This window comes from Amycolatopsis sp. NPDC051716 (assembly GCF_040681595.1).
Classification (GTDB): Bacteria; Actinomycetota; Actinomycetes; order Mycobacteriales; family Pseudonocardiaceae; genus Amycolatopsis.
This window is the reverse complement of record NZ_JBFAZA010000018.1, coordinates 57,273-79,758: the sequence shown is the minus strand read 5'-3', so window position 1 is coordinate 79,758 and position 22,486 is coordinate 57,273. Positions and strand designations below refer to the sequence as shown.

The window sequence follows — 22,486 nt, the reverse complement described above, 5'->3', positions numbered from 1 at the left end:
GGCACGGCCGGGGGAAGACTTCCCGGTGAACGCCGCCTGAATGGTCTAGAACACCCTTACGGGGTCAGCGGTGCGGCGAGGAGCGCTTCCGCGGCCTCGCCGGTGGCACGCGGGTCCGGCCCGGAGCGCTTCCACAACCGCAGCAGGAGATCCCTTGCAGGCCCCTCCACGCTCGCGCCGCCGGAAGCGGCGGGGCCCAGGGCGGGTGGCTCGCCGGGGTGCACGGTCCAGACGTCGCCGGTGTCGGTGGCGCGCAGGGTGACGGGCCCGGGCAGCTGGGGAACGGCGTGCCAGCGCGTCACGCGCGGCAGCATCGCGGCGAGGACCTCGTCGACGCCGTCCGCGGCCACGGCGGGGTCGAGCGCGTGGTCGCTCCCCGCGTCGGCGAGGTGGACGGCGGTTTCGTGGACCTGGCGGCGAAACCAGAACGCCTTGGTCTTCTCGGTACCGCCGAAGTGCCAGCACCGGTCTTCAGGGGTGGCCGCGGCCAGCGCGTCCAGGAGGATTCCGGCGCTCTCGGCGTACCAGGACACCAGCTCGGCGCCCGGCGCCTGTTCGAAGTCCTGGGGGTGGGATTGCCCGGTGGTGACGACGGTGGCGGCCCATCGGTGCACGTTCCCGAGGTGGGTGCCGAGGTCGGCCAGCGTCCAGCCCACGCAGTCCGGCACCTTCGCCGCCAGGTCGCCGGTGCGCAGCCGCTCGGCGAAGGCGCTGGTCAGCTCGCGCAGCACGGGCAGGTACGCGCGGGCGGGGAACGGCATCGTCGTCATGGGGTCTCCCGGGAAACCGGGGCCGCGCGGTGCGCGGCCCCGGTGCCGATCACAGGTCGGGGAACCAGAGCTTCAGCTCACGCTCGGCCGACTCCGGCGAGTCCGAGCCGTGGACCAGGTTGTACTGGGTCTCCAGCGCGAAGTCGCCGCGGATGGTGCCCGGGGTGGCCTTCTCGACCGGGTCGGTGCCGCCGGCCAGCTGGCGGAACGCGGCGATGGCCCGCGGGCCCTCGACGGCGAGCGCGACCAGCGGGCCCGAGGTGATGAACTCGAGCAGGTCGCCGAAGAACGAACGCTCCTTGTGCTCGGCGTAGTGCTCCTCGGCCAGCGCCTGCGGGACGGTCCGCAGCTCGACCGCGGCGAGCTTGAGGCCCTTGCGCTCGATCCGCGAGATCACTTCGCCGACGAGGCCGCGCGCGACGCCATCGGGCTTGACCAGGACCAGCGTGCGTTCAGTCACGACGGTATTTCTCCTTAATGCTTTTCGGGGGTCCGGGTGGCGAAGCCCCTGGCTCGGGGCGAAGCCCCGGATGTCATTGGTACGGGTGCGTATCGGTGCGCGTGAGCGTAGCCGACCCTGCTCAGCGCCCGGCCGGGTGCAGTGTCTTCGACCACAGCGATGCCCCGGTGGCGTCGCGGAGATCGACCGTGAGGTCGCCGCTCGCGCCGTCGACGTTCAGCTCGCCGAAGTGCTGGAAGCCGTCGATCGGGGCCGTGTTCGCCGCCGGCGGGGCGTGCACGAACACCGCTTCGGGGCCGAACGTCGGGTCGAGCTTGTTGGGCCCGAACGCGCCCGCGTTCAGCGGCCCGGACACGAACTCCCAGAACGGGTCGAAGTCCTGGAAGGCGGCCCGGTCGGGTGAGTAGTGGTGCGCCGCGGTGTAGTGGACGTCGGCGGTCAGCCAGACGACGTTGCGGACGCGGCGGCGCTGGATCTCCCGCAGCACCCACGCCAGTTCCGTCTCCCGCCCGCCCGGCGCGCCCGGCAGGTTGTTCGCCACGGCTTCGATGTCGGTGCCGTCCGGGACGACCAGGCCCAGCGGCATGTCGGCCTGGACGATCTTCCAGGTGGCCGTGCTGCGCCCGAGCGCGTCGGCCAGCCAGCGGGCCTGCGCGTCACCGAGGATGTACCCCGGCTTGGTCTGGGCCGCCGTGTTGGCGTTGCGGTAGGTCCGCATGTCCAGCACGAAGATTTCGACGCGGGAGCCGTAGCTGAAGCTGCGGTAGACGCGGCCGTCGACGGCCCGGCGCGAGTCGATCGGGTGCCACTCGTGGAACGCCTGGTACGCCCGCGGCGCGAGGACGTCGACGCGCTTCTCGGTGTAGGCCGGGTTGTCGAGGATCTTGCCCGGGTACCAGTTGTTCAAGACCTCGTGGTCATCCCACTGGACGTAGGCGGGCACCTGCGCGGCGAAGCGCTTGAAGTTGTCGTCGAGCCGGTTGTACGCGTGCTGGCCGCGGAATTCGTCGAGGGTCTCGGCGACCTTCGCCTTCTCGGGCGTGACGACGTTGCGCCAGGTCCGGCCGCCGGGGAGGGGGACGGTCTCGGTGAGCGGGCCGTCGGAATACACCGTGTCGCCGCTGTGCAGGAACAGGTCCGGGCAGCGGGCGGCCATCGCGGAGAAGATCGTCATCCCGCCCAGGCCCGGGTTGATCCCCCAGTTCTGGCCGACGACGTCACCCGACCACAGGATCCGCGCGTCGCGGCGGCCCACCGGCGCGGTGGCGAACCGGCCGGTCAGCGGCTCGCTCGTGGCGCGCCCGTCCGGGGCTTCGGCGGTGACGCGGTAGTGGTACTCGGTGCCGGGGGCCAGCGCCGCGACGCGCACGCGGCCGGTGCCGCCGCTGTCCGGGCCCACCAGCGGGCCGGGCACGCGCCGGGCGTGCCGGAACGACGGGTCCCGCGCGATTTCGACGACCAGGCGGGCCGGCCGGTCCGCGCGCGACCAGACGATCGCCGAGCCCGGCGTGACGTCGCCGGACTGGACGCCGTGGGTGAGCAGCGGCCGGCCGGCGCGGACGAGCGGGGCCGCGGCGAAGGCCGTGGACGGCACGACGAGGCCGGCGGCGACCGCGGAGGCGCCGGTCAGCCCGGCTTTGAGGAGCGTGCGGCGGGAGTGGTGGGTCGGTTCGGTCATGCGCGGTTTCTATCCCGCCGCGGCCAACACCGGCTTGCGTGCGGATGAACGAACATTGGGGTTTTCCCCCATACCCGGCGGCGATCGCCGTCGGTAGCTTGGTGATCACGACAAGGGGGTACGAATGACGCACATCCGGAAGGCGCTGGCCGTTTTCGCGGCCGCGCTCTCTGTCTCCACGCTGGGCGCGGGGGTCGCCAACGCCGGCGAGGACAGCGCGAAAGCCGTCCTGCGCTACACCGAACACGGCATCCCGCACATCGTCGCCAAGGACTTCGCCGGCCTCGGCTACGGGTACGGCTACGCGGCGGCGACCGACAACGTCTGCGAGCTCGCGAAGATCTACGTCACGGTGAGCGCGCAGCGGTCGCGCTACTTCGGCCCGGACGGCGAGGGCTACCGGTCGCTGTCGGAGGCGAAGAACAACCTGCACAGCGACCTGTTCTTCCAGCAGCTCAACGACTCCGGCGTGGTCGACCGGCTGGTCGCGCAACCCGCGCCGCAGGGGCCGCGGCCCGAGGTCCGGCAGATCGTTTCGGGCTACGTCAAGGGGTTCAACGCCTTCCTGGCCCGCACCGGCCGGTCCGGGATCACCGATCCGGCCTGCCGCGGCGCCGACTGGGTCCGGCCGATCAGCGAGCAGGACTTCTACCGGCACTTCTACTCCATCGCCGTCACCGGCGGCCTGGGCTTCGTCACCGAAGGGCTGTTCGCGACGCCGCCGTCCGGCACGGCGACCGCGAGCCCCGGGACGGCCGCGCAGTTGTCAGCGAGCCTGCGCGACGGGCTCGGCAAGGGCGGGCTCGGCAGCAACGGCATCGCCATCGGCAGCGACGGGACCGCGGCGGGCCGGGGCAGCGTGCTGCTCGGCAACCCGCACTACCCGTGGCACGACGGGCGGCGGTTCTGGCAGAGCCAGCTGACCATCCCCGGCCGGGTGGACGTGGCCGGGGCGAGCCTGCTCGGCATGCCGTTCGTGATGATCGGGCACACCGCGGACGCGGCCTGGACGCACACGGTGTCGACGCCGGTCACGTTCGGCCTGTTCGAGGTGCCGCTGGCCACCGGTGACCCGACGACGTACGTGGTCGACGGCAAGCCCGAGAAGATGACCTCCCGCGAGGTCACGGTCCAGGTCCGCCAGGCCGATGGTTCGCTTAAGCCGGTCCACCAGACCTTCTGGGCGACGCGGTACGGGCCGGTGCTGAACGACGTCGGCGGGTTCCCGGTGCCGTGGACGGCGAAGTCGGCGTACGCGTTGCGTGACGCCAATGCGACCAACCTGCGCGGGTTGAACACGTGGTTCGAACTCGACCAGGCCCGCAGCACGGCCGACGTCGTCCGCGCGCTCAGCAGCACGCAGGGCGTGCCGTGGGTCAACACGATCGCCACCGACCGGACGGGCAACGCGCTCTACGCCGACATCCAGGTCGTCCCGCACGTCACCGACGCACTGGCCGAGTCGTGCAGCACCCCCTTGGGGCACCAGACGTTCCCCGGCGATCAACTGGCCATTTTGGACGGTGGGAAATCCTCCTGCCAGTGGGGTTCCGACCCCGGAGCGCTGGAACCGGGAATCTTCGCGCCGTCGCGGCTACCGCAGCAGCAGCGCCGTGACTACGAACTCAACACGAACGACAGCGCCTGGCTGGCGAACGCGAAGGCGCCGATCACGGGGTACCCGCACATCGTCGGAGACCAGGCGACCGAGCGCAACCCACGCACCCGGGAAGCGTTGCTCACGGCCGAAAAGGGCGGGTTCAGCACGGAGTCGATGAAGAAGATGCTCTTCACCGACCACAGCCTGCTCGCCGACCTGGCGGCGTCGGACCTGGCGAAGCTGTGCGCGTCGTTCCCGGACGGGCAGGCGCCGTCGTCGTCCGGCCCGGTGCCGGTCGGCCCGGCGTGCACCGCGCTGGCGAACTGGGACCACACGTATTCGCTCGACAGCCGGGGTTCGCTGCTGTTCCAGCGGTTCGCCGCGCGGCTCGGCGGGCTCCCCCGGTTCACCGTGCCGTTCGATCCGCAGGCGCCGCTGACCACCCCGAACACGCTCAACGTCGGGGACCCGGGCATCCAGCGGGCGTTCGGGGACGCGCTCGTGGAGCTGCGCGCGGCGGGGCTCGCGCCGGACGCGCGGTTGCGGGACGGCCAGTCCGTCACCCGCAACGGCGAGCGCATCCCGATCCACGGCGCGCAGGGCCAGCTCGGCGTGCTCAACGTGATGACCCCGGTGTGGGAGCCGGCGCGCGGCAACACCGAGGTCGCGCACGGGTCCAGCTTCATCCAGGTGGTGGGGTTCAGCGAGCGCGGGTGCCCGGACTCCTCGACGTTGCTGACGTATTCGCAGTCGGCCAATCCGGCGTCGCCGTACTTCAGCGACCAGACGAAGCTCTACAGCCGGGGCGAGTGGGTGAAGGGCCGGTTCTGTGAAGCCGACATCCTGCGCTCCCCCGCGCTGCGGGTCGTGGTGCTGCGCTGACGGCCTCGGCGGAGGCGGGCGCTAGCCGCTCGTCTCCGCCGACAGCGCGCGCAGATCGGCGAAGGCCTCGTCGAGGTGCTCGTTCAAGCTGCGTGCGGATTCCCGGATCCAGGCCCCGGCGGCGTGGTGGAAGGTGACCCAGCCGACGTGGGCGGCCAGCGCGGCGAGCCGGTCGCCGACCCCCCGCTCACGCAGCGCCGCCGCCAGAGCGTCGGCCATCGCCGCCGCCTTGGCCAGATCGCGCTCCCGCAGCGCCGGGGTGGCCGCGATGACCGCCAGCCGCGGTTCGGCGAACGGCCGGTTCTCCGCCAGGATCCGCCCGGCCTTCCGGAAGGCGCGGAGCAGGACTTCGAACGGTGGCAAGCCTTCGGGCGCGTCAGCCACCGAGCGGGTCAGCTCCGCGCGCAGGGCGGCTTCGCCGTCGAACAGCACTTCGCGCTTGTCCGGGAAATGCCGGAAGAACGTGCGCTCGGTGACGCCGGCCCTGGCGGCGATCTCGGCGGTGGTGGTCCCGTCGAAACCCCGCTCTCCGTACAGCTCCAAGGCCGCCTGCTGGAGGCGGCGGCGCGCTTCTTCTCCGCTGCGTGGCACGCCCTCAGCATACCGGTAGCGCCAGTGACTGACACTACGAGGTACAGTCGGTAGCGTCAGTCACTGTCGCTACCGGGAGAGTCCCCATGCACGTTTTCGTCACCGGCGGTTCCGGCCTGACCGGCCCCGCCGTCGTCGCCGAGCTGATCGCGGCCGGCCACACCGTCACCGGCCTCGCACGTTCGGACGCCGCCGCCGCGCGGCTCGAGTCGCTGGGCGCCACCCCGCACCCCGGCTCGCTCGACGATCTCGACAGCCTGCGTGCGGGTGCCGAAGCCGCCGACGGTGTCCTGCACATGGCCTTCGGCGGCGACTTCAGCGATCCCGGCGACATGATGCGCCGCGACCGGACGGCGATCGAGACACTGGGCCGGGTCCTCGTGAACTCCGGCAAGCCGTTCGTGAGCACGTCCGGCACGCTGGTCATGCCCGCCGGCCGGGAAAGCACCGAGCGGGACGAGCCCGACCCGGCCGGGCTCGCCGCGTTCCGGATCGCCGGCGAGCGGGCCTGCCTGGACTTCGCCGGGCGCGGCGTGCGGGCGAGCGTCGTCCGGCTCGCGCCCACCGTCCACGGCCCCGGGGACTACGGCTTCCTCGGGATGCTCGCCGACACCGCCCGCAAGACCGGGAAGTCCGCTTACGTCGGCGACGGCGCCAACCGGTGGCCCGCGGTGCACCGGCTCGACGCGGCGGTCCTGTTCCGCCTGGCCCTGGAAGCGGCTCCGGCCGGCAGCGTGCTGCACGGGGCGGCGGAAAACGTCCCGTTCCGGAGCATTGCCGAGACGATCGGGCGCGGCCTGGACCTGCCCGTGGTTTCCCTGACTCCGGACGAGGCCGCCGGCCACTACGCGAGCCCGTTCATGGCCACGGTCTACGGCTTCGACGCGCCCGTCTCCAGCACCTTCACGCGGGAGCTGCTCGGCTGGTCGCCCACCGGGCCGGACCTGCTCGACGACATAGAGCACGGCGACTACCTCTAGCATTACATCCGGATATGCGGATATAGTGCGGACGTGCATGTTCTGGTGGTGGGACAGGGCCCGGTGGCCCGGGTGTTGGCGACGTCGGTGGCCGAGGGGCACCGGGTCGGGTTCGCGGTGCGCGAGCGGACGGCGGAAGCCCGGCTCGTCGGGACGCGCCGGCTGCGCAGCGCCCGGCCGGTCGAGCGGCGGAGCGTCGACCTGGTGCCGGCCGGCGAGCCGGCACCGGGCTGGGATGTGGTGATCAGCACGGCCTCGCCCGCTTCGCCCGGCGTCGCCGAGCTGCTCGGGCAGGCGGCGATCGTCGCGGCGGTCACGCAGGTGCCGTCGGAAGTGGAGCTGCTTCGCGAACTGGCGGGCGACCGGCCGTGGGGCCTGGTCGTACCCGAGTTCTTCGCCGCCGGGACCGATCCGACGTGGTGGTGGCCGCCGGCTCGGGCCCGGTTCACGATCGCCGGTCCCGCGTCGGCGTCACTGCGGTCGGTGTTCGCCCGCCCGCGGTGGTCGCGGACGGCCCCGCTCGCGGCTCCGCTGGTGTCCGCGGCGACGATGATGCCGGTCGTGGCCGGGTTGCACGCCGTGGGCTTCGACCTCGCGGCCGCCCGCCGGTCGTCCCGGCAGCTCGCCGCGGCCGCGACCCAGGCACGGCACGCGGTCGCGGCCGGCTTCGGGGGGCCGAGCCCCCGCCCGGTCCGCCCGCAGGCCGTGGGTGCGGCACTGGCGGTGCTGCCCCGGCTGGCGCCGTTCGACGTGCCGCACTACCTCCGCGACCACTTCGGCGGCCACGGCCCGCAGACGGCCAGGATGCTGCGGGACTGGGTGGACCTCGGCCGGCGCCACGGCCTCCCGACCGGCGAGCTCGAAGAGCTTCTGGCGGGGGTGAGCGCATGATCCAGGACGCACTCACCACGGCGCTGCCCGTGCTGCGGGCGCTCGGCGAAGCGACCCGGGTCCAGATCGTCGGAGTCTTCATCGACCGGGGCGGATCCGCCACGGTCGGCGAGGTCCAGGCGGCGCTCGGGCTGCCGCAGTCCACGGTGTCCCGGCACCTGCGCATCCTGCTCGACGCCCGCCTGCTGGCGGTGAGCCGGGCGGGCCCGCACCGGATCTACCGCCTCGACGTACCCACCGATGCCCTCGACGCGCTCGACGCGCTCACCGCCGAAGTGCGGGCCTGCCAGGCGGCGCCGCACGCGTGAGCGTCACGGGTGCCCCGCGCACTGCCGGATCCTGGCGGCCGTCAGCGGGCCGCCCAGCGCCGAGAGGAACACTTGGCGCACGGGCAGCGAGGTGGCCACGTCGTGCAGGGTCGCGGGAAAGTGGTCGGCCACCAGGATGGGCTCCAGCACCCCGGCCGCGGCGTCGGGGGAGGCCTCCAGGTAGTCGAACAAGCTCGGCCAGCGCATCCGCACGATGCTCCACAACGCCAGTGTGTCCCGGCTCGGCGTGTTCCCTTCGAGCGTGCGGACGCAGCGGAAGATGCTGTAGGTGTTGAAGAAGTGCTTCATGCCACGGGGGTTCTCGCCGAGCAAGGGGCGGAACTTCCGGATTTCGTGTTCGGTTCGCCGGACGACCTCCGGTTGGAGGAGCGCCATGGCCGCGTCGCCGGCGACAGCGGCCTTCGCCGCCGGCGATGCTTCCGCCACGAGGTCGAGGATCTCGCTTTCCCGGCCTTGTCCCTCGTTCAGCCGCCGACGCAGGTCTTCCGTTTCGACGGTCACAGCCGTCTCGTCCTGGTCGCCGATCCGCAGGAGCCGGTCGACGTAGTGCTGCTGCTTCGCTTCGGTGAGCAAGGGCATGCGGACCGTCAGCTGGAAGATCTTGTCCAGGAACAGGTAACCCAGCGGTTTCCCCGGCAGGGCAACGCAGTCACCGAAGGTTTCGTACGTCAGCTCGTAGCTCTTGCGCAGCCAGGCACCATCGGCCGCGACGACGAAGAACGGCGCCGGCACATCCTTGGCCCCCGTTCGGCGGGGTGCGTCGCGGAAGAGCGTCTGCACGGTGTCCAGCAGGTCCACGACCTGCGCGTGCGGGCAGCGGTCGAGGTCGTCGACGAAGAAGACCACCGGCTTGCGCGTCTGCCCGAGCAGCCAGGAGAAGTGCGCCGAGACCTCGTGCAGCGGATTGGTCCCGGACTGCTCGAACAGCTTCGCCCCACGGGCGGAGTTCCACAGCAGGAACCGGCTCGCCACGAGCGCCCCGGCCCACAACGGGATCAGCGCCCCGGCGACGGCGCTGACGACCTTCGCCGCCGAGCCCCATTGGTCCGACGTGCCCTGCCGTGGCCAGAGCCACATGGCGATGGCTCCGGCCAGCACGAGCAGGACGGCGACAGCGGCGACGTACGGTGCCCCGGTCCGCCGCACCCGGTCGAAGATCTCCTTGATCCGCAACTTCTTCCGGCGCCACCACCCGAGGTCCCCGGCGATCGCCTCCCGGGCGGCGGTGAGCAGGAACCACCAGGGATGGGCGAGCCGGGCTTGGCGCCAGGCGTCGAACTCGACGACGAGGAAGTCCGGTTCGAGGCGTTCGCGCAGGAACTTCAGCAGGGTGCTCTTCCCGGTCCCCCACCGGCCGTCGAGGTGGACGAGGAACGACGACTCCGGCCGTTCGCCGGCGATCCGGGCGAGGCGGTCGCGGACCACGGTGGCGAGGGCCTTGCGGTCGAGCAGGTCGTGGTCGGCCGGTGTGTCACTGAGCCAGTCGACATCCGAATCCGGCGGGTCGTCCTGAGTCACCTCGTCGACGGCGACTGCTTCGGCCGCGGGCTGCCGGCTCGGAGACGACCCCGGGCGCCAGGCAACCACGAGGTGATCGACCACGTCTCCCCGGGAAACCTGCGGCTCCTGCGCGGCCGTCCGGGCGTGATCGGCCAAATACCCAGCGAACTCGTCCCCGCTCACGATCCCGTCCCCGTCGAGGTCCGCAGCACCGGTCCGCAACCCCTCGATCACGACACCGGTCAGCATCCCCTCGGACCAGCCCGGCGCTACCCTGAGCTCCCGGTGGACCTCGGTGGCCGTGACGACCAGCGTCCGCTGCCAGTACTCCATGGGCAGCTCCAAGGCCGCCATGAACGAGCCCGAGTAGCAGAAGTCGAGAACGATCACCCGGTTGAGGCACTGGCTGTCCCTGAGACAGCCCCGGACGAAACCACAGTTCAGTCCGGTCGTCATCGGCCTGGTGAGGTCGGTGTCCGCAGCGGCGAGGAAGTAGCCGGCGGGACCGAGCTCGGATTCGAACCCGTGCCCGGTGAGGTAGAGGAACAGTTCGTCATCCGGCTGGGCCGAGGAGAAGAACCGCCTCAGGTGCGCCTGAATGTCCCGAAGCGGCGCTTCGATGAGGTACTCGACTTCGCCATACCGGCCGATGTCCGGATCACGGAGGATTTCGCTCAGCCGCAGCACATCCGGTTCGTATGGCGAAGAGCTGATGAGAAAGGCTTTCCTGGCCAAGACTCGCTCCCATCGTGCGATTCCCTCAGGGAGTCGCACGGCGGGAGCGAAACGTCACGGCTGGGGCTGCTGACTCGCCAACGTCCCGGCCGCCATGCGGCGTGCCACGTCCCGGCGCAGCCACAGCAGCCACAGCCACACCGCCAGGAAGATCACACCCAGCACCGTGATCGCCGGCAGCCAGAACACCAGCGCGATCAGCACCACCTGCAGCGCCAGGATCAGCGGCACCGCCCACGGGCGCTTGACGAACCCGCACGTCACGATCAGCGCCACGGCCACCGCGATGACCGTCCAGCCGGTGCCCGTCGAGATGCCGCCGCCGAGTTTGTTCACCACCGGGAGCGCCAGGGCGACCGTGATCGCCTCCATGATCAGCGTTCCGGACATCACGCCGCGGAAGCCCTTCATCGGGTCCTTCGGCTTGGGAGTTTCCGAGCTCACGCCGGCTCCTTCCCGAACAGCGTGCGCGCCTCGCCCGCCGTGACCACCGAACCGGTGACCAGCACGCCGCCGCCCGCCAGGGGCTCCTCGGGGTCGTCGTTGGTCTCCACCAGCGCGATCGCCGTCTCGACCGCCGTCTCCAGGTCCGTCTCGGCGACGACGCGGTCTTCGCCGAACACCGAGATCGCCAGCTCGTTCAGCTCCTCCAGCGGCATCGAGCGGGGCGAGGAGTTGCGCGTCACGACGATGTCCGACACCACCGGCTCCAGCGCGTCGAGGATGCCGTGGGCGTCCTTTTCGGCCATCACGCCGACCACCGCGACCAGGCGGCGGAAGGCGAACTCCTCGGACACCGTCTTCGCCAGCGCCCGGGCGCCGTGCGGGTTGTGGGCCGCGTCGAGCAGGACCGTCGGGGCCGACCGGACGCGCTCGAGCCGTCCCGGGGTTTCGACCTCGGCGAACGCTTCGCGCACCGCCTCGACGACCAGCTGCCTGTCCTTGCCCGCGCCGAAGAACGCCTCGACCGCGGCCAGCGCCAGAGCGGCGTTCGCGGCCTGGTGGGCGCCGTGCAGCGGGAGGAAGATCTCGTCGTACACGCCGCCGAGGCCCTGCAGCTTCAGCAGCTGCCCGCCGACGGCGATCTCCTTCTCCAGCACGCCGAACTCGCTGCCCGCGCGGGCGACCGCGGCGTCGACCTCGACCGCGCGCTCCAGCAGCACCTTCAGCACCTCGGGGTCCTGCTCGCCGATCACCGCGACCGAGCCGGGTTTGATGATGCCCGCCTTTTCGCGCGCCGCGCCGAGGATGTCCGGGCCGAGGTACTCGACGTGGTCGAGGCCGATCGGGGTGATGACGGCGACGTCGGCGTCCGCGACGTTCGTGGCGTCCCAGGCGCCGCCCAGGCCCGCTTCGAGCACCGCGGCCTCCACCGGAGCGTCCGCGAACGCGGCGAACGCCATCCCGGTGAGGATCTCGAACTTGCTCATCGCGACGCCGTCCGCGGCGGCACCGTCCACCATGGACACGTAGGGCGCGATGTCGTTCCACAGCTCGGCGTAGCGGGCGGCGGAGATCGGCCGGCCGTCGAGCGCGATCCGCTCGGTGACCAGCTGCAGGTGCGGGCTGGTGTAGCGGCCGACGCGCAGGCCCATCCGGGTCAGCAGGGCGTCGATCATCCGGGCCGTGGAGCCCTTGCCGTTCGTGCCGGCCACGTGCAGCACCGGGTAGCCGCGGTGGGGCTCGCCCAGCAGCTGCGTCAGCGCCGAGATCCGGGTGAGCGACGGCTCGATCTTCGTCTCCGGCCAGCGCTGGTTCAGCTCGGCCTCGACGGCCATCAGCTCGCGCCGCGCCTCGGGGCCGTCCGGGTTGCCGTACACCTCGGGTTCGCCCTGGTCGTCGAGCTCGTGCAGCTCGGCGTCCTCGGGCACGCTGAGGTCGGGCACCGGGCCGGTGGCGAGGTTGTCGCCCAGCTGCCCGACGCCGCCGATGCCGCCGCGCGAGCCGCCGCCGACGTCGAACGCGGTGTCGCGCGCGTCCAGCTCCGGGTCGTGGTCGTCGGAGTCTTCGTACCCTTCGGCACCCAGCTCGTCGACGCCCGCGAAGCTGTCCAGATCCGACAGGTCCGGCCTGCGACCTGTCTCATCCTGCGGCACTGAATCTCCTCCGGCCTGGGGTTTTCGCACTGGCGATCCGAGTCTACGTGCGTGCTTGATGGCACTCTCGACGCATGCCGTTCAACCACAACCACCACTACCACCCGCTGCTGCTGGATCTGCTGCCGCCCGGTCCGGGGATCGCGCTGGACGTCGGGTGCGGCACCGGCCGGTTCGCCCGGCGGCTGGCCGCGACGGGCATGGCGGTGGAGGCGGTCGACGTCTCGGCGGCGATGGTCGAAGCGGCGGCGGGGCTGGGGTCGCCGGGGCCCGGCGAGATCGTCTACCGGCGGGCCGACGTCACCACCGACGCCCTGCCCGAGGCCCACTACGACTACATCTCGTGCCTGGCGTCGCTGCACCACATGCCGTTCGAGACGGTGACCAAGCTGCGCCGCGCGCTGGTGCCGGGCGGCGTCCTCGTGGTGCTCGGCCTGGCGAAACCGAGCACGCCGGCGGACTGGGCGCGCGCCGCCGCGGCGGTTCCGCTCAACGCGCTCGCGCGGCTGGTCGTCCACGCCGGGGACCGGCTGAACGGCGGCGCCGAGGAAGGCCCGACGGCCCCGGTGGCCGACGACTACCCGTCGCTGGCCGAGCTGCGCCGCGAGGCGGCCCGGCTGCTGCCCGGGAGCACGGTCCGGCCGTTGCTCTTCTGGCGCACCTTGATCACTTACCGTGAGCACGGTGAGGGTGACCCGATCGGCGGGTGAAACCGCGCCCCGAACCGGCCGGCACTCGCTAGAGGTGGAAGGAGCGTTTCCGGAACAGAACGGGGTCTCCATGCGCACCACCCGGCTGCTCGTCGCCGTCGCCTCCGCAGCCATCCTGCTCACCGCTACCGCGGCCGCCGCCTCGGCCGAGGGCATCCAGCACTACGTCGCCCTCGGCGACTCCTACACCTCCGGGCCGTTCATCCCGCTCCAGCGCTCCGACCCGCTGGGTTGCGGCCGGTCGACGGCGAACTACCCGTCGGTCGTGGCGGCCGCGCTGCACCCCGCCGTGTTCACCGACGTGAGCTGCTCCGGCGCCGACACGGGCTCGATGACCGCACCGCAGCAGGTGGCGTTCAACGCCACGAACCCCCCGCAGCTGGATGCCCTGCGCCTCGACACCGACCTGGTCACCCTCGGTATCGGCGGCAACGACTTCGACCTGATCGGCCGGCTGATCGCGACGTGCCCGGGCTGCGCGCGAGCGCCCCGGCCGGCAACCCCTGCGAGCAGCACTTCACGGTCAACGGCGTCGAAACCGTGCAGCTGGCCATCACCGCCGTCCAGCCGCGGATCCAGGCCGTCCTGGCCACGATCCACCAGCGCTCGCCCGGGGCGCGGGTGGTCGTCGTGGGTTACCCGCGGATCGCGCCGGAGAGCGGCTCCTGCCCGGACACCCTCCCGTTCGCGGACGGCGACTACGCCTGGCTGAACCGCGTCGAGAGCGACCTCAACGCCGCCCTTTCGGACGCGGCTCTGAACAGCGCCGCCGAGTACGTCGACACCTTCGGCCCGTCGAGCGGCCACGACGCCTGCGCGCGCGGCGGCTCGGCGTGGATCAACGGCAAGGACCAGAACTTCTTCGCCGCGGCCGCCTACCACCCGCTGCGGGCCGGGATGGCCGGAGTGGCCGCGGTGGTGCTCAAGGCGTTGCGCTGACGAACTCCAGCACGAGCCGGGCGAACTCGTCCGGCAGCTCGGCCGGGGCGCCGTGGCCCGCGTCGATCTCGGCCGCCCGGCCGGGTGGGCCGCCCCTCGGATAATTCTCCCTACGGCCGGCAGGTCGGGCCACGGCCCACGCCGAGGTCGCCCTCCGAGCCTGGCGCACGAACCGAGGCGGCCGCCTACCACCCACTGCGGGCCGGGATGGCCGGGGTGGTGCTCAAGGCGTTGCGCTGACGAAGTCCAGCACGAGCCGCGCGAACTCGTCCGGCAGCTCGGCCGGGGCGCCGTGACCCGCGTCGATCTCGGCGGCGCGTGCGTCCGGGATCGCGGCCACCAGCTCCCGCTGCTGGTCCGCCGTGATGATCCGGTCGTGCGCGCTGCCGAGCACCAGCACCGGCGCGGTGATCCGGCCGAGGACCGGGCGCAGGTCGACCGCGCGATCGGTCTCGATCTGGCGGCCAGCGCCGGGCTCGATCACCGATTCCAGGGTCTTGACGAGCTGTTCGTTGCTCTCGGCGGTGGCCTGCTCCCAGTAGCGCGGGCCGAACGCCATCAGCGGGAGCATGCGCGCGAAGGTCCCCGTTTCGAGCAGGTCCAGCCAGTAGCGGAACTCGGCGTCCTGCCGGACGTCGGTGGCCGGCCAGGCGGCGTGCAGCACCGCCGAGCGCACCCGGTCCGGGCGGGTGCCGGCCAGGTGGGCCGCCACGACCCCGCCGAGCGAGTGCCCGGCGACGTGGGCGGTGCCGATTCCCGCGTGGTCCAGGACGGCCACGGCTTGGGCGGCGAGGGCTTCGACGGTGATCGGGCCGCCGTCGTCGGTGGTCAGGCCGGAACCGGGGAAGTCGGGGGCCAGGACGGTGAAGCCGGCCGCCTGCGCGGTCAGCGGCGCCCACTGTTCGCGGGAGGCGGCGGTGCCGTGCAGCAGGAGCAGCGCGGGGCCGTCGCCGGTCCGGTCGTAGTGGACGACGGTGTCTCCGAGCGTCACTTTGGGCATGGTTGTCTCCTTCAGGCGGCGATGGTCCGGAGCGCGGCGGTGAACGCGCGCGGGTTTTCCTGGTGCGGCACGTGCCCGCAGCCGGCGAGCACGTGCACGCGCGCGCCGGGGGTCGCCGCGGCGCAGCTGCGCGGCACTTCGAGCGGGATCTCGGCGTCCAGCTCGCCGTGCAGGTAGGTGATCGGGACGGCGAGGTCCTTGAGCCGGCGCCGCGGCTCGTAGGTGGTGCATTCGGTGAACAGCTCGTCGATGTAGACGCCGGAGTCGAGCAGCTGGCGGATCGTCCAGTCGACGAGCCCGCGCCCGGTGCCCGGGGCGAACCAGTTCGGCACCCAGTCCTCGAGCGTGCCCGCCCGGTCGTCGACGAGCCGTTTCCGCAGGTCGTGGACCTTTTCGAGCATGCCGGTGCTCGGCCAGTACCCGGGGCTGTCGACCGCGACGACGCGTTCGACCAGGTCCGGCCGGGCGAGGGCGAGCTCGGTGGCGAAGAGGCCGCCGATGCTCGACCCGACGACGGTGGGCTTGATCCGCAGCGCCTCGATCGTCTGCACGAGGTCGGCCGTGACACCGGCGATGGTGTTGCCGTCGGCGGGGTGGTCCGAGCGGCCGCACCCGCGCCAGTCGAGGGTGACGACGCGGTGGTCGCGCACCAGATCGGGCAGGCACGACTGCCAGACGCGGCCGCTGGTCCCCCAGCCGTGCAGGAACAGCAGGGTGGGCCCGGTGCCGGCGTCTTCGTAGTGGAGGCGGGTTTCGTTGACTTCCAGGAACGGCATGAGGGTCATGGAAGTCGCTGCGGTCCGGGTTTTCGATGGGCAGTCCGCTCCTACACTGATCACGAAACCTGATGAATGGGGCCGGTCGTGGAGCTGCGTCAGCTGAGGTATTTCGTCACGGTGGCGGAGGAGCTCCACTTCGGCCGGGCGGCCGAGCGGCTGCACATCGTCCAGCCGGCGGTGAGCCAGCAGGTCCGGCGGCTGGAGCGGGAACTGGGGGTGACACTGCTGGCGCGCACGACACGTTCGGTGGCGCTCACAGAGGCGGGACAGCGGTTCCTGCCGCAGGCGCGATCGGTCCTGGCGGCCGCGGACCGCGCGGTGGACTCGGTTGCGGAGTTCCGGCCTTCCGGGGCCTTGGTCCGGCTGGGGACGAGCGAGGGTCTGGGTGACCGGCTGGAGGTTTTACTGGGGGCGTTCGCCCGCTTGGCACCCTCGGCTTCGTTGGAGTTGCTTCACGCGCCGACTCTTCAGCGGCTTCAGCGGGTCCGGGACGGGTCCCTGGACGCGACCATCGTGCGAGGGTCATGGCCTTCCCCGGGACTCGACTTCACTCCTTTGTGGATGGACGAGGTCTGGGTGGCGCTTCCCGCTTCGCATCCACTGGCTTCTTCGCCGGTCGTCGAGTTCGCCTCGCTGGCTTCGCTTCCGGCGCGATTGAGTCCGCCTTCGCGGAATCAGCCGTTGTACGACTTGGTGATGTCTTCCTGCCGGGAGGCGGGGTTCGAGCCGGTGCTCGGGAAGGAATTCACGACAGCGCAGGACACCCTGGGAACGCTGGGCTTCGGCCGTCCACACTGGACGGTGTTCTACCGGGCGCACGCGAACCTGCTGCCGGTGCCGGGCGTGGTGTTCCGGCCGCCTCGGGATCCTTCGCCGCGGATGCCGACGTACCTGGCGACGTCCTCGGAGCGGCGGTTGACGCCGGAACTGGTGGCGTTGATCGAAGCGGCGCGGGCCACCGAAGCACCGGCTACCAGCCGTCCGTTCCCCAGAGGATCTTGAAGTCCGGATCAGCGATCACCACGGCTACTTCCCCGGCGCCAGGAGGGGTCTCGAACTCGAAGACCACTCGCTCCACGGACGAGCCCGGTCGAACCGAGAACACCTGAACGACGTCCGCGGGATGCCTGCCCCCCTGACCACCGAAGGTCTCGACATCGTTCATCGATCCGGGGCCGCCGGCGATCCGCGCGGTGACCGCCGTCTCGCTCACCGACCTGTCAGGCAGGCCCACCCTGACCTTGATCATCCCCAGGACGGGACGGGGAGACACGGAGTTCACCTCGTGGTTGACAGCACAAGCAACTTTCTGAACGCCCCCGCCGCTTCGCAGGGTGAAGCGATATCCGACCTCGTAGTGCAGCCCGTCCAGGTAACCGGGCGGCACTCGAACCGGCCTGGCGGCATTCCCACCCGCCCCGACGGACTCGCAGGGGACTCCCAGCTCCAATCGGGTGGCCGGCGGCAGCGAAGTCTCCCCCGACGCCATGAGAACGGCGGCGGCGACAGCGGCGACCACCGTTCCCGCGGTCGCGATAAGCCGACGCCGGCAGCCCTTCCTCTGGTTCACCGGCAGTGGAGCATCGCCGCCTGGCGGTATCTCCGATTCTCCGCAATCCCCGTGCAGTTCCGCGAAGTATCGCCGCCACTGGCGTTTCCAATACTTGATCGCGCCCGTACAGTCCACACCCTCGCAGGCAATCACGTAGGCAAGGACGTGCTCCCACCGAGGCAGCTTCTTACCGTTCGCCGCCGTGGACAGGACGGACGCGGAGAAGTGCACTCCGGGACGCGCCGCCAGTTCCCGGTAAGTCGGGCTGCCCCTGTTTTCCCTCAATTGACGCAGGGCGGCGCCGAACCGGGCCTCGGGACCGGACCCGAGATCCAGATTCGACTCCGGGCGCCCCGGCTTCGCCATCATCCGGTTCCCCTCAAGCCGGCGGCCGGGGGCGACCGGCATGCTTCGAGCACGGAACCATCGAGACTCCGCCACACCGGGTCTTGAGCAGGCTGTTCACCAGGGCCACCACGACGGCAGCTTCCCCGTTCGCCACCGTCAAAGCCGCCAGGAACGCGACCCCGTCGTGCTGAATGATCCACGTCAGCAGGGCAATACTGGTGAACACGGTCAAGTACAGCCACCGCATGGCTCGTGCGGTGGTCCCGTGTGGACGCGATGCCACGACCGGCACCACGGAATTGCTGGACATCCTCGGCTCTCCTGCTCGGTGTAACTGACAGTTCAGGCGACCGTGAGACCGGTATTCAGTGCGCCCGCAGCAAGTATGTCCGAACGGAAAGACCGGCTTCCACTTGTCGGCGCAGTCTCAAATCAATTCCGCGGGCTTCGAGCTCGCCCGGTTCAGGGGCATCGGTATACGCACCAGAACGAACTGAGCAGCCCCCGTTTTCCACGCTACCCGAGGGGTACGACAAAGCCCGGCACTCCCATCAGGAAGTGCCGGGCTTGTCAACAACCTCAGGAAGCCGGCAGAGCCGCCAAGCGAGCCGTGATGCGGTCGATGTCCGCCGCCGCCGTGTCCTTGCGGGTCTTGATCTTGGCCACCACCTGCTCCGGGGCCTTCGCGATGAATGCCTCGTTGCCCAGCTTGGCCTCGGTCTGCGACAGCTCCTTCTCCGCCGCCGCGAGGTCCTTCTGGAGACGCTTGCGTTCCGCCGCCACGTCGACCGTGCCCGACAGGTCCAGCTCCACCGTCACCACGCCGTCCGGCAGGGCCACCTCCAGCGACGCGCTCGCCGCGAAGTCGTCCGCCGGCTCGGTCAGGCGGACCAGCGAACGGATCGCCGGCTCGTGGCCGCCCGCGTAACCCGCCAAGCGGGACGCCACCTTCTGGCCCGGCTTCAGGCCCTGGTCCGCGCGGAACCTGCGGATCTCCGTCACCAGCTTCTGGACGTCCGCGATGTGCGCGTCGGCCGAAGCATCCGCGTAGCCCTCGAACGGAACCGGCCAGGAAGCGACCACCAGCGACTCGCCGCCGGTCAGCGCCGTCCAGAGCTTCTCCGTGATGAACGGGATGAACGGGTGCAGCAACCTCAGCACCGTGTCCAGCGCGTGGCCCAGCACCGCACGGGTCGCGGCCACCCGCGCGTCATCGCCTTGGTACAGCTGGACCTTCGCCAGCTCCAGGTACCAGTCGCACAGCTCGTTCCAGGTGAACTGGTAGAGCGCGCCCGCCACCTTCGCGAACTGGAAGTCCTCGAGCAGGCCGTCCACTTCGGACACCAGCGCGCCGAGCCGGCCCAGGATCCAGCGGTCCGCTTCGGTCAGCGAAGCGGCGGGAGGCAACTCAGAAGCGACCGAAGCCCCGTTCATCATCGCGAACTTCGTCGCGTTCCACAGCTTCGTGCAGAAGTTGCGGGAACCGGCCGCCCACTCGTCGGCCAGCGCCATGTCCGCGCCCGGGTTGGCGCCGCGGGCCAGCGTGAACCGGGTGGCGTCCGCGCCGTACGCGTCCATCCACTCCAGCGGGTCGATCACGTTGCCGCGCGACTTCGACATCTTCTTGCCCTGGGCGTCGCGGATCAGGCCGTGCAGGTACACGTGGTCGAACGGCTGCTTGCCGTCCATCTGGTGCACGCCGAACATCATCATCCGGACGACCCAGAAGAACAGGATGTCGTAGCCGGTCGACAGGACGCTGGTCGGGTAGAACTTGGCCAGGTCCTCCGAAGACGAAGGCCAGCCGAGCGTCGACATCGGCCACAGGCCCGACGAGAACCACGTGTCCAGCACGTCCGGGTCCTGCGTCCAGCCCTCACCGGACGGCGGCTGCTCGTCCGGGCCGACGCACACCACTTCACCGTCCGGGCCGTAGTACACCGGGATGCGGTGACCCCACCACAGCTGGCGCGAAATCGTCCAGTCGTGCATGTTGTCGACCCAGTCGAAGTACCGCTTGCCCAGCTCCGGCGGGTGGATCTTGGTGCGGCCGTCGCGGACCGCGTCGCCGGCCAGCTTGGCCAGCTCCTCGACCTTGACCCACCACTGCAGCGACAGCCGCGGCTCGACGACCGTGTCGCACCGCGAGCAGTGCCCGACTGCGTGCACGTACGGGCGCTTCTCGGCCACGATCCGGCCGGCCTCGCGCAGCGCCGCGACGACCGCCGGCCGCGCCTCGAACCGGTCGAGGCCCTCGAACGGGCCCGGCGCGGTGATCTCGGCGCGCTCGTTCATGATCGTCAGCATCGGCAGGTCGTGGCGGCGGCCGATCTCGAAGTCGTTCGGGTCGTGCGCCGGGGTGACCTTCACCGCACCGGTGCCGAACTCCGGGTCGACGTGCTTGTCGGCCACGATCGGGATGCGGCGGCCGGTCAGCGGCAGCTCGACCTCGGTGCCGACCAGGTGCGCGTACCGCTCGTCGTCCGGGTGGACGGCGACCGCGGTGTCGCCCAGCATCGTCTCGGCGCGGGTGGTGGCCACCACGATGGCGTTGTCGCCGTCGCCGTAGCGGATCGACACGAGCTCGCCGTCGTCGTCGTTGTGGTCGACCTCGATGTCGGACAGCGCCGTCTGGCAGCGCGGGCACCAGTTGATGATCCGCTCGGCCCGGTAGATCAGGCCCTCGTCGAAGAAGTTCTTGAACACCGTCTGGACGGCCTTCGACAGGTTCTCGTCCATCGTGAAGCGCTCACGCGACCAGTCGACACCGTCGCCGAGGCGCTTCATCTGGCCGAGGATCTTGCCGCCGTACTCGGCCTTCCACTCCCAGACGCGCTCGACGAACTTCTCGCGGCCCAGGTCGTGGCGCGAAAGGCCCTCGCCGGCCAGCTGCCGCTCGACGACGTTCTGCGTCGCGATGCCCGCGTGGTCCATGCCCGGCAGCCACAGCACCTCGTAGCCCTGCATGCGACGGCGACGGCTCATCGCGTCCATCAGCGTGTGGTTCAGGGCGTGGCCCATGTGCAGGCTGCCGGTGACGTTCGGGGGCGGCAGTACGATCGAGAACGGCGGCTTCCCCGACGAAGCATCGGCCGTGAAGTACCCGGCCGCTACCCAGCGGTCGTACATCGGGGCTTCCTCGGCGGCCGGGTCCCAGGCACCCGGAAGGTCGGTGGTCTGCTGCGGAGCGTTCTCGGTCACAATGGACAAGTCTACGAACCCGTCACGGCGGGTCACCCAGGGGGAAGGCACTCGGGATGGCAGAGCCTCAGCAGCCGCAGGATCCGGACGACCGGCGCCTCGAGACGCACCCGGACCTGATGAACCCGGACTGGCAGAAGCACGCCCAGCGGGACGCCTGGCTGGGCGCGAAGAAGGACCTGAAGAAGCGCCGCAAGCGCGAGCGCCGGTCGGGCGGTTTCCAGCAGCCCGGGCACAGCCGCTGGCCGGGCGTGCTGGCCCTGCTCATCGTGGTCGGACTGGTCGCCGCGGCGATCATCGTGCACCAGCTGCAGGGTTTCGGCGTCAACGAACTCGCGTACTTCGGCTGACGCCCGCCCTCCGCCGTCGATGATCGATCGTCGACCCAGGGGGATGCACATGGACCAGAGGCACGCCTGGGCTGGACCTGAAGCAGCGCGCGAGCAGCGGAACGGGCCCACGCCGGCACTGGTGGCTCGTCGCCCCGTTCCTGCTGGTCCTCGCCGTGGCACAACGGCGATCGACCTCACCGCCCGGCCGTGCGCACCCCAGCCGACGTCTGACTGAAAGGCCTCGACGGCCTCATCCCCGGCCGCCGTCGCAATCAGCGCCTTCAAGCCCGATGTGGTCACGGAGGCCCAAGTCGCTGACCAGCCCGAACGACATCGTCAGCTTCCCGCGCGCGGACGAGACGTACATGAACGCCACCGGCTCCGGAGTCGCGTAGACCAGCCGAGGCCCGTAGGACGACGGCGGGCATAGCACGCTCTCGCGGTGGGCTGCGCCGCCTTCAAGGAGGGCTACCTGGCCCCGGCTACGCGAACCCGCCCACCAGCCTCCCGGCCACCGGTGATCAGGACGCCTCCGGCTACTACGCCCCGAAGTACCCGATCCGCCCCTCGACGGCCACCCTCACTCGCAACCTCGAAGATACACAGCCTGGACTGAACAGTTAGACTGTGTGTATGGGCGAAGTACCTCCGCACGTCGCCGAGAGCGCCGGCTGGATCCGCGGGGTCGTCGGGCAGCTGCACCGGCGGCTGCGCCAAGTCGACAACGCCGGGATCCTGACGCCGTCGCAGTCCGCCGTGCTCCATCGGCTCCACCGGGAAGGTCCGGCCACGCAGGGCGAGCTCGCCGCCGCCGAGCACGTGCGGCAGCAGTCGATGGCCGCCACCCTCGGGGTCCTCGACGAGCTCGGCTACCTCGGCCGCACGCCCGATCCGGCCGACCGGCGGCGGGTGGTGATCAGCCTGTCCGACGCCGGGCGCGACACCGTGCGCGGCATCCAGCAGCACCGCGACGAGTGGCTGGCCCAGGCGCTGCTGGACGAGCTGTCCCCCGCCGAGCTCGACGCCGTCACGCGCGCGCTGCCGCTGCTGCAGCGCGTGGCCCAGCACTAGAGGAGTTCTCACGAGCACCGTCACCGCTCCCGCCAAGTTCGG

General features: G+C 71.1%; 20 protein-coding genes and 1 pseudogene. 9 read left to right on the top strand and 12 right to left on the bottom strand.

Going from position 1 to position 22,486, the window contains the following annotated elements; all coding sequences use genetic code 11:
• Window positions 1-56: 56 nt before the first annotated feature.
• The 3 genes from AB0M30_RS24885 to AB0M30_RS24875 form a co-directional block, all read right to left on the bottom strand.
• Entirely contained in the window at window positions 57-770 is a 714-nt protein-coding gene (locus tag AB0M30_RS24885) for a maleylpyruvate isomerase family mycothiol-dependent enzyme (protein WP_364587793.1), read from the bottom strand.
• A gap of 49 nt (window positions 771-819) precedes the next feature.
• Complete coding sequence (ndk, locus tag AB0M30_RS24880) at window positions 820-1,230, bottom strand: nucleoside-diphosphate kinase (RefSeq protein ID WP_013228487.1); 411 nt, start codon at window positions 1,228-1,230, stop codon at window positions 820-822.
• Between the two features lie 121 nt (window positions 1,231-1,351).
• Window positions 1,352-2,908, bottom strand: a complete 1,557-nt coding sequence (locus AB0M30_RS24875) for an alkaline phosphatase D family protein (RefSeq protein WP_364587790.1) — start codon at window positions 2,906-2,908, stop codon at window positions 1,352-1,354.
• Window positions 2,909-3,032: 124 nt separating this feature from the next.
• Between AB0M30_RS24875 and AB0M30_RS24870 the strand changes: the two genes are divergently transcribed.
• A complete protein-coding gene (locus AB0M30_RS24870; protein ID WP_364587787.1) occupies window positions 3,033-5,390 on the top strand; it encodes a penicillin acylase family protein in 2,358 nt (785 codons plus the stop codon).
• Window positions 5,391-5,411: 21 nt separating this feature from the next.
• Here AB0M30_RS24870 and AB0M30_RS24865 read toward each other — a convergent pair whose 3' ends face one another.
• A complete protein-coding gene (locus AB0M30_RS24865; RefSeq protein WP_364587784.1) occupies window positions 5,412-5,981 on the bottom strand; it encodes a TetR family transcriptional regulator in 570 nt (189 codons plus the stop codon).
• A gap of 86 nt (window positions 5,982-6,067) precedes the next feature.
• On the opposite strand from AB0M30_RS24865, the gene AB0M30_RS24860 reads away from it, so the two are divergent.
• The 3 genes from AB0M30_RS24860 to AB0M30_RS24850 are packed head-to-tail and all read left to right on the top strand — an operon-like array spanning window position 6,068 to window position 8,160.
• Entirely contained in the window at window positions 6,068-6,961 is an 894-nt protein-coding gene (locus AB0M30_RS24860) for an SDR family oxidoreductase (RefSeq protein WP_364587781.1), read from the top strand.
• Window positions 6,962-6,994: 33 nt separating this feature from the next.
• Window positions 6,995-7,852, top strand: coding sequence for a hypothetical protein (locus AB0M30_RS24855; RefSeq protein WP_364587778.1), 858 nt, complete (start codon window positions 6,995-6,997; stop codon window positions 7,850-7,852).
• The gene (locus AB0M30_RS24850; RefSeq protein ID WP_364587775.1) at window positions 7,849-8,160 is read left to right on the top strand and encodes a metalloregulator ArsR/SmtB family transcription factor; all 312 of its coding nucleotides are present in this window, start codon (window positions 7,849-7,851) and stop codon (window positions 8,158-8,160) included. The genes AB0M30_RS24855 and AB0M30_RS24850 overlap by 4 nt, the downstream gene beginning before the upstream one ends.
• A 3-nt stretch (window positions 8,161-8,163) precedes the next feature.
• On the opposite strand, the gene AB0M30_RS24845 is transcribed toward AB0M30_RS24850, so the two are convergent.
• The 3 genes from AB0M30_RS24845 to AB0M30_RS24835 form a co-directional block, all read right to left on the bottom strand.
• Window positions 8,164-10,368 (bottom strand): P-loop NTPase fold protein, encoded by a 2,205-nt coding sequence (locus tag AB0M30_RS24845; RefSeq protein ID WP_364587772.1) that lies wholly within the window; start codon window positions 10,366-10,368, stop codon window positions 8,164-8,166.
• A 102-nt stretch (window positions 10,369-10,470) separates the two neighbouring features.
• The gene (locus AB0M30_RS24840; RefSeq protein ID WP_364587769.1) at window positions 10,471-10,860 is read right to left on the bottom strand and encodes a DUF4233 domain-containing protein; all 390 of its coding nucleotides are present in this window, start codon (window positions 10,858-10,860) and stop codon (window positions 10,471-10,473) included.
• Window positions 10,857-12,512 carry a folylpolyglutamate synthase/dihydrofolate synthase family protein gene (locus AB0M30_RS24835; protein WP_364587766.1) on the bottom strand — a complete coding sequence of 552 codons (1,656 nt, stop codon included), beginning with the start codon at window positions 12,510-12,512 and terminating at the stop codon, window positions 10,857-10,859. Before AB0M30_RS24835 ends, AB0M30_RS24840 begins: the two co-directional genes overlap by 4 nt.
• A 74-nt stretch (window positions 12,513-12,586) precedes the next feature.
• On the opposite strand from AB0M30_RS24835, the gene AB0M30_RS24830 reads away from it, so the two are divergent.
• Together AB0M30_RS24830 and AB0M30_RS24825 are read left to right on the top strand one after the other, a co-directional pair.
• Window positions 12,587-13,222, top strand: coding sequence for a class I SAM-dependent methyltransferase (locus tag AB0M30_RS24830; RefSeq protein WP_364587763.1), 636 nt, complete (start codon window positions 12,587-12,589; stop codon window positions 13,220-13,222).
• A 70-nt stretch (window positions 13,223-13,292) separates the two neighbouring features.
• A pseudogene (locus tag AB0M30_RS24825) lies at window positions 13,293-14,161 on the top strand (SGNH/GDSL hydrolase family protein).
• Window positions 14,162-14,384: 223 nt separating this feature from the next.
• On the opposite strand, the gene AB0M30_RS24820 reads toward AB0M30_RS24825, so the two are convergent.
• On the bottom strand, window positions 14,385-15,161 hold the full coding sequence (locus AB0M30_RS24820; protein ID WP_364587760.1) for an alpha/beta hydrolase: 777 nt from the start codon (window positions 15,159-15,161) through the stop codon (window positions 14,385-14,387).
• 11 nt (window positions 15,162-15,172) lie between these two features.
• Window positions 15,173-15,937 carry an alpha/beta hydrolase gene (locus AB0M30_RS24815; protein WP_364587758.1) on the bottom strand — a complete coding sequence of 255 codons (765 nt, stop codon included), beginning with the start codon at window positions 15,935-15,937 and terminating at the stop codon, window positions 15,173-15,175.
• Window positions 15,938-16,024: 87 nt separating this feature from the next.
• On the opposite strand from AB0M30_RS24815, the gene AB0M30_RS24810 reads away from it, so the two are divergent.
• The gene (locus tag AB0M30_RS24810) at window positions 16,025-16,942 is read left to right on the top strand and encodes a LysR family transcriptional regulator (protein WP_364588057.1); all 918 of its coding nucleotides are present in this window, start codon (window positions 16,025-16,027) and stop codon (window positions 16,940-16,942) included.
• Here the strand turns inward: AB0M30_RS24810 and AB0M30_RS24805 are convergent.
• The 3 genes from AB0M30_RS24805 to AB0M30_RS24795 form a co-directional block, all read right to left on the bottom strand.
• On the bottom strand, window positions 16,911-17,861 hold the full coding sequence (locus AB0M30_RS24805; protein WP_364587756.1) for a hypothetical protein: 951 nt from the start codon (window positions 17,859-17,861) through the stop codon (window positions 16,911-16,913). The two genes, AB0M30_RS24810 and AB0M30_RS24805, sit on opposite strands and share 32 nt — an antisense overlap.
• A 10-nt stretch (window positions 17,862-17,871) precedes the next feature.
• Window positions 17,872-18,072 (bottom strand): hypothetical protein, encoded by a 201-nt coding sequence (locus AB0M30_RS24800; protein WP_364587753.1) that lies wholly within the window; start codon window positions 18,070-18,072, stop codon window positions 17,872-17,874.
• Between the two features lie 347 nt (window positions 18,073-18,419).
• A complete protein-coding gene (locus AB0M30_RS24795; RefSeq protein WP_364587750.1) occupies window positions 18,420-21,041 on the bottom strand; it encodes a valine--tRNA ligase in 2,622 nt (873 codons plus the stop codon).
• 56 nt (window positions 21,042-21,097) lie between these two features.
• Between AB0M30_RS24795 and AB0M30_RS24790 the strand changes: the two genes are divergently transcribed.
• Both AB0M30_RS24790 and AB0M30_RS24785 read left to right on the top strand, forming a co-directional pair.
• Entirely contained in the window at window positions 21,098-21,391 is a 294-nt protein-coding gene (locus tag AB0M30_RS24790) for a hypothetical protein (protein WP_103343410.1), read from the top strand.
• Between the two features lie 615 nt (window positions 21,392-22,006).
• Window positions 22,007-22,444: a MarR family transcriptional regulator gene (locus AB0M30_RS24785; protein ID WP_364587746.1), complete on the top strand. Its 438-nt coding sequence runs from the start codon at window positions 22,007-22,009 to the stop codon at window positions 22,442-22,444.
• The last annotated feature ends 42 nt before the right edge of the window (window positions 22,445-22,486 follow it).

Excerpts from the sequence above, each read along its gene's own strand:
- AB0M30_RS24885 (WP_364587793.1), bottom strand. The coding sequence starts at position 770 with ATGACGACGATGCCGTTCCCCGCCCGCGCGTACCTGCCCGTGCTGCGC.
- AB0M30_RS24875 (WP_364587790.1), bottom strand. The coding sequence starts at position 2,908 with ATGACCGAACCGACCCACCACTCCCGCCGCACGCTCCTCAAAGCCGGG.
- AB0M30_RS24870 (WP_364587787.1), top strand. The coding sequence starts at position 3,033 with ATGACGCACATCCGGAAGGCGCTGGCCGTTTTCGCGGCCGCGCTCTCT.
- AB0M30_RS24860 (WP_364587781.1), top strand. The coding sequence starts at position 6,068 with ATGCACGTTTTCGTCACCGGCGGTTCCGGCCTGACCGGCCCCGCCGTC.
- AB0M30_RS24850 (WP_364587775.1), top strand. The coding sequence starts at position 7,849 with ATGATCCAGGACGCACTCACCACGGCGCTGCCCGTGCTGCGGGCGCTC.
- AB0M30_RS24830 (WP_364587763.1), top strand. The coding sequence starts at position 12,587 with ATGCCGTTCAACCACAACCACCACTACCACCCGCTGCTGCTGGATCTG.
- AB0M30_RS24820 (WP_364587760.1), bottom strand. The coding sequence starts at position 15,161 with ATGCCCAAAGTGACGCTCGGAGACACCGTCGTCCACTACGACCGGACC.
- AB0M30_RS24815 (WP_364587758.1), bottom strand. The coding sequence starts at position 15,937 with ATGCCGTTCCTGGAAGTCAACGAAACCCGCCTCCACTACGAAGACGCC.
- AB0M30_RS24805 (WP_364587756.1), bottom strand. The coding sequence starts at position 17,861 with ATGATGGCGAAGCCGGGGCGCCCGGAGTCGAATCTGGATCTCGGGTCC.
- AB0M30_RS24790 (WP_103343410.1), top strand. The coding sequence starts at position 21,098 with ATGGCAGAGCCTCAGCAGCCGCAGGATCCGGACGACCGGCGCCTCGAG.
- AB0M30_RS24785 (WP_364587746.1), top strand. The coding sequence starts at position 22,007 with ATGGGCGAAGTACCTCCGCACGTCGCCGAGAGCGCCGGCTGGATCCGC.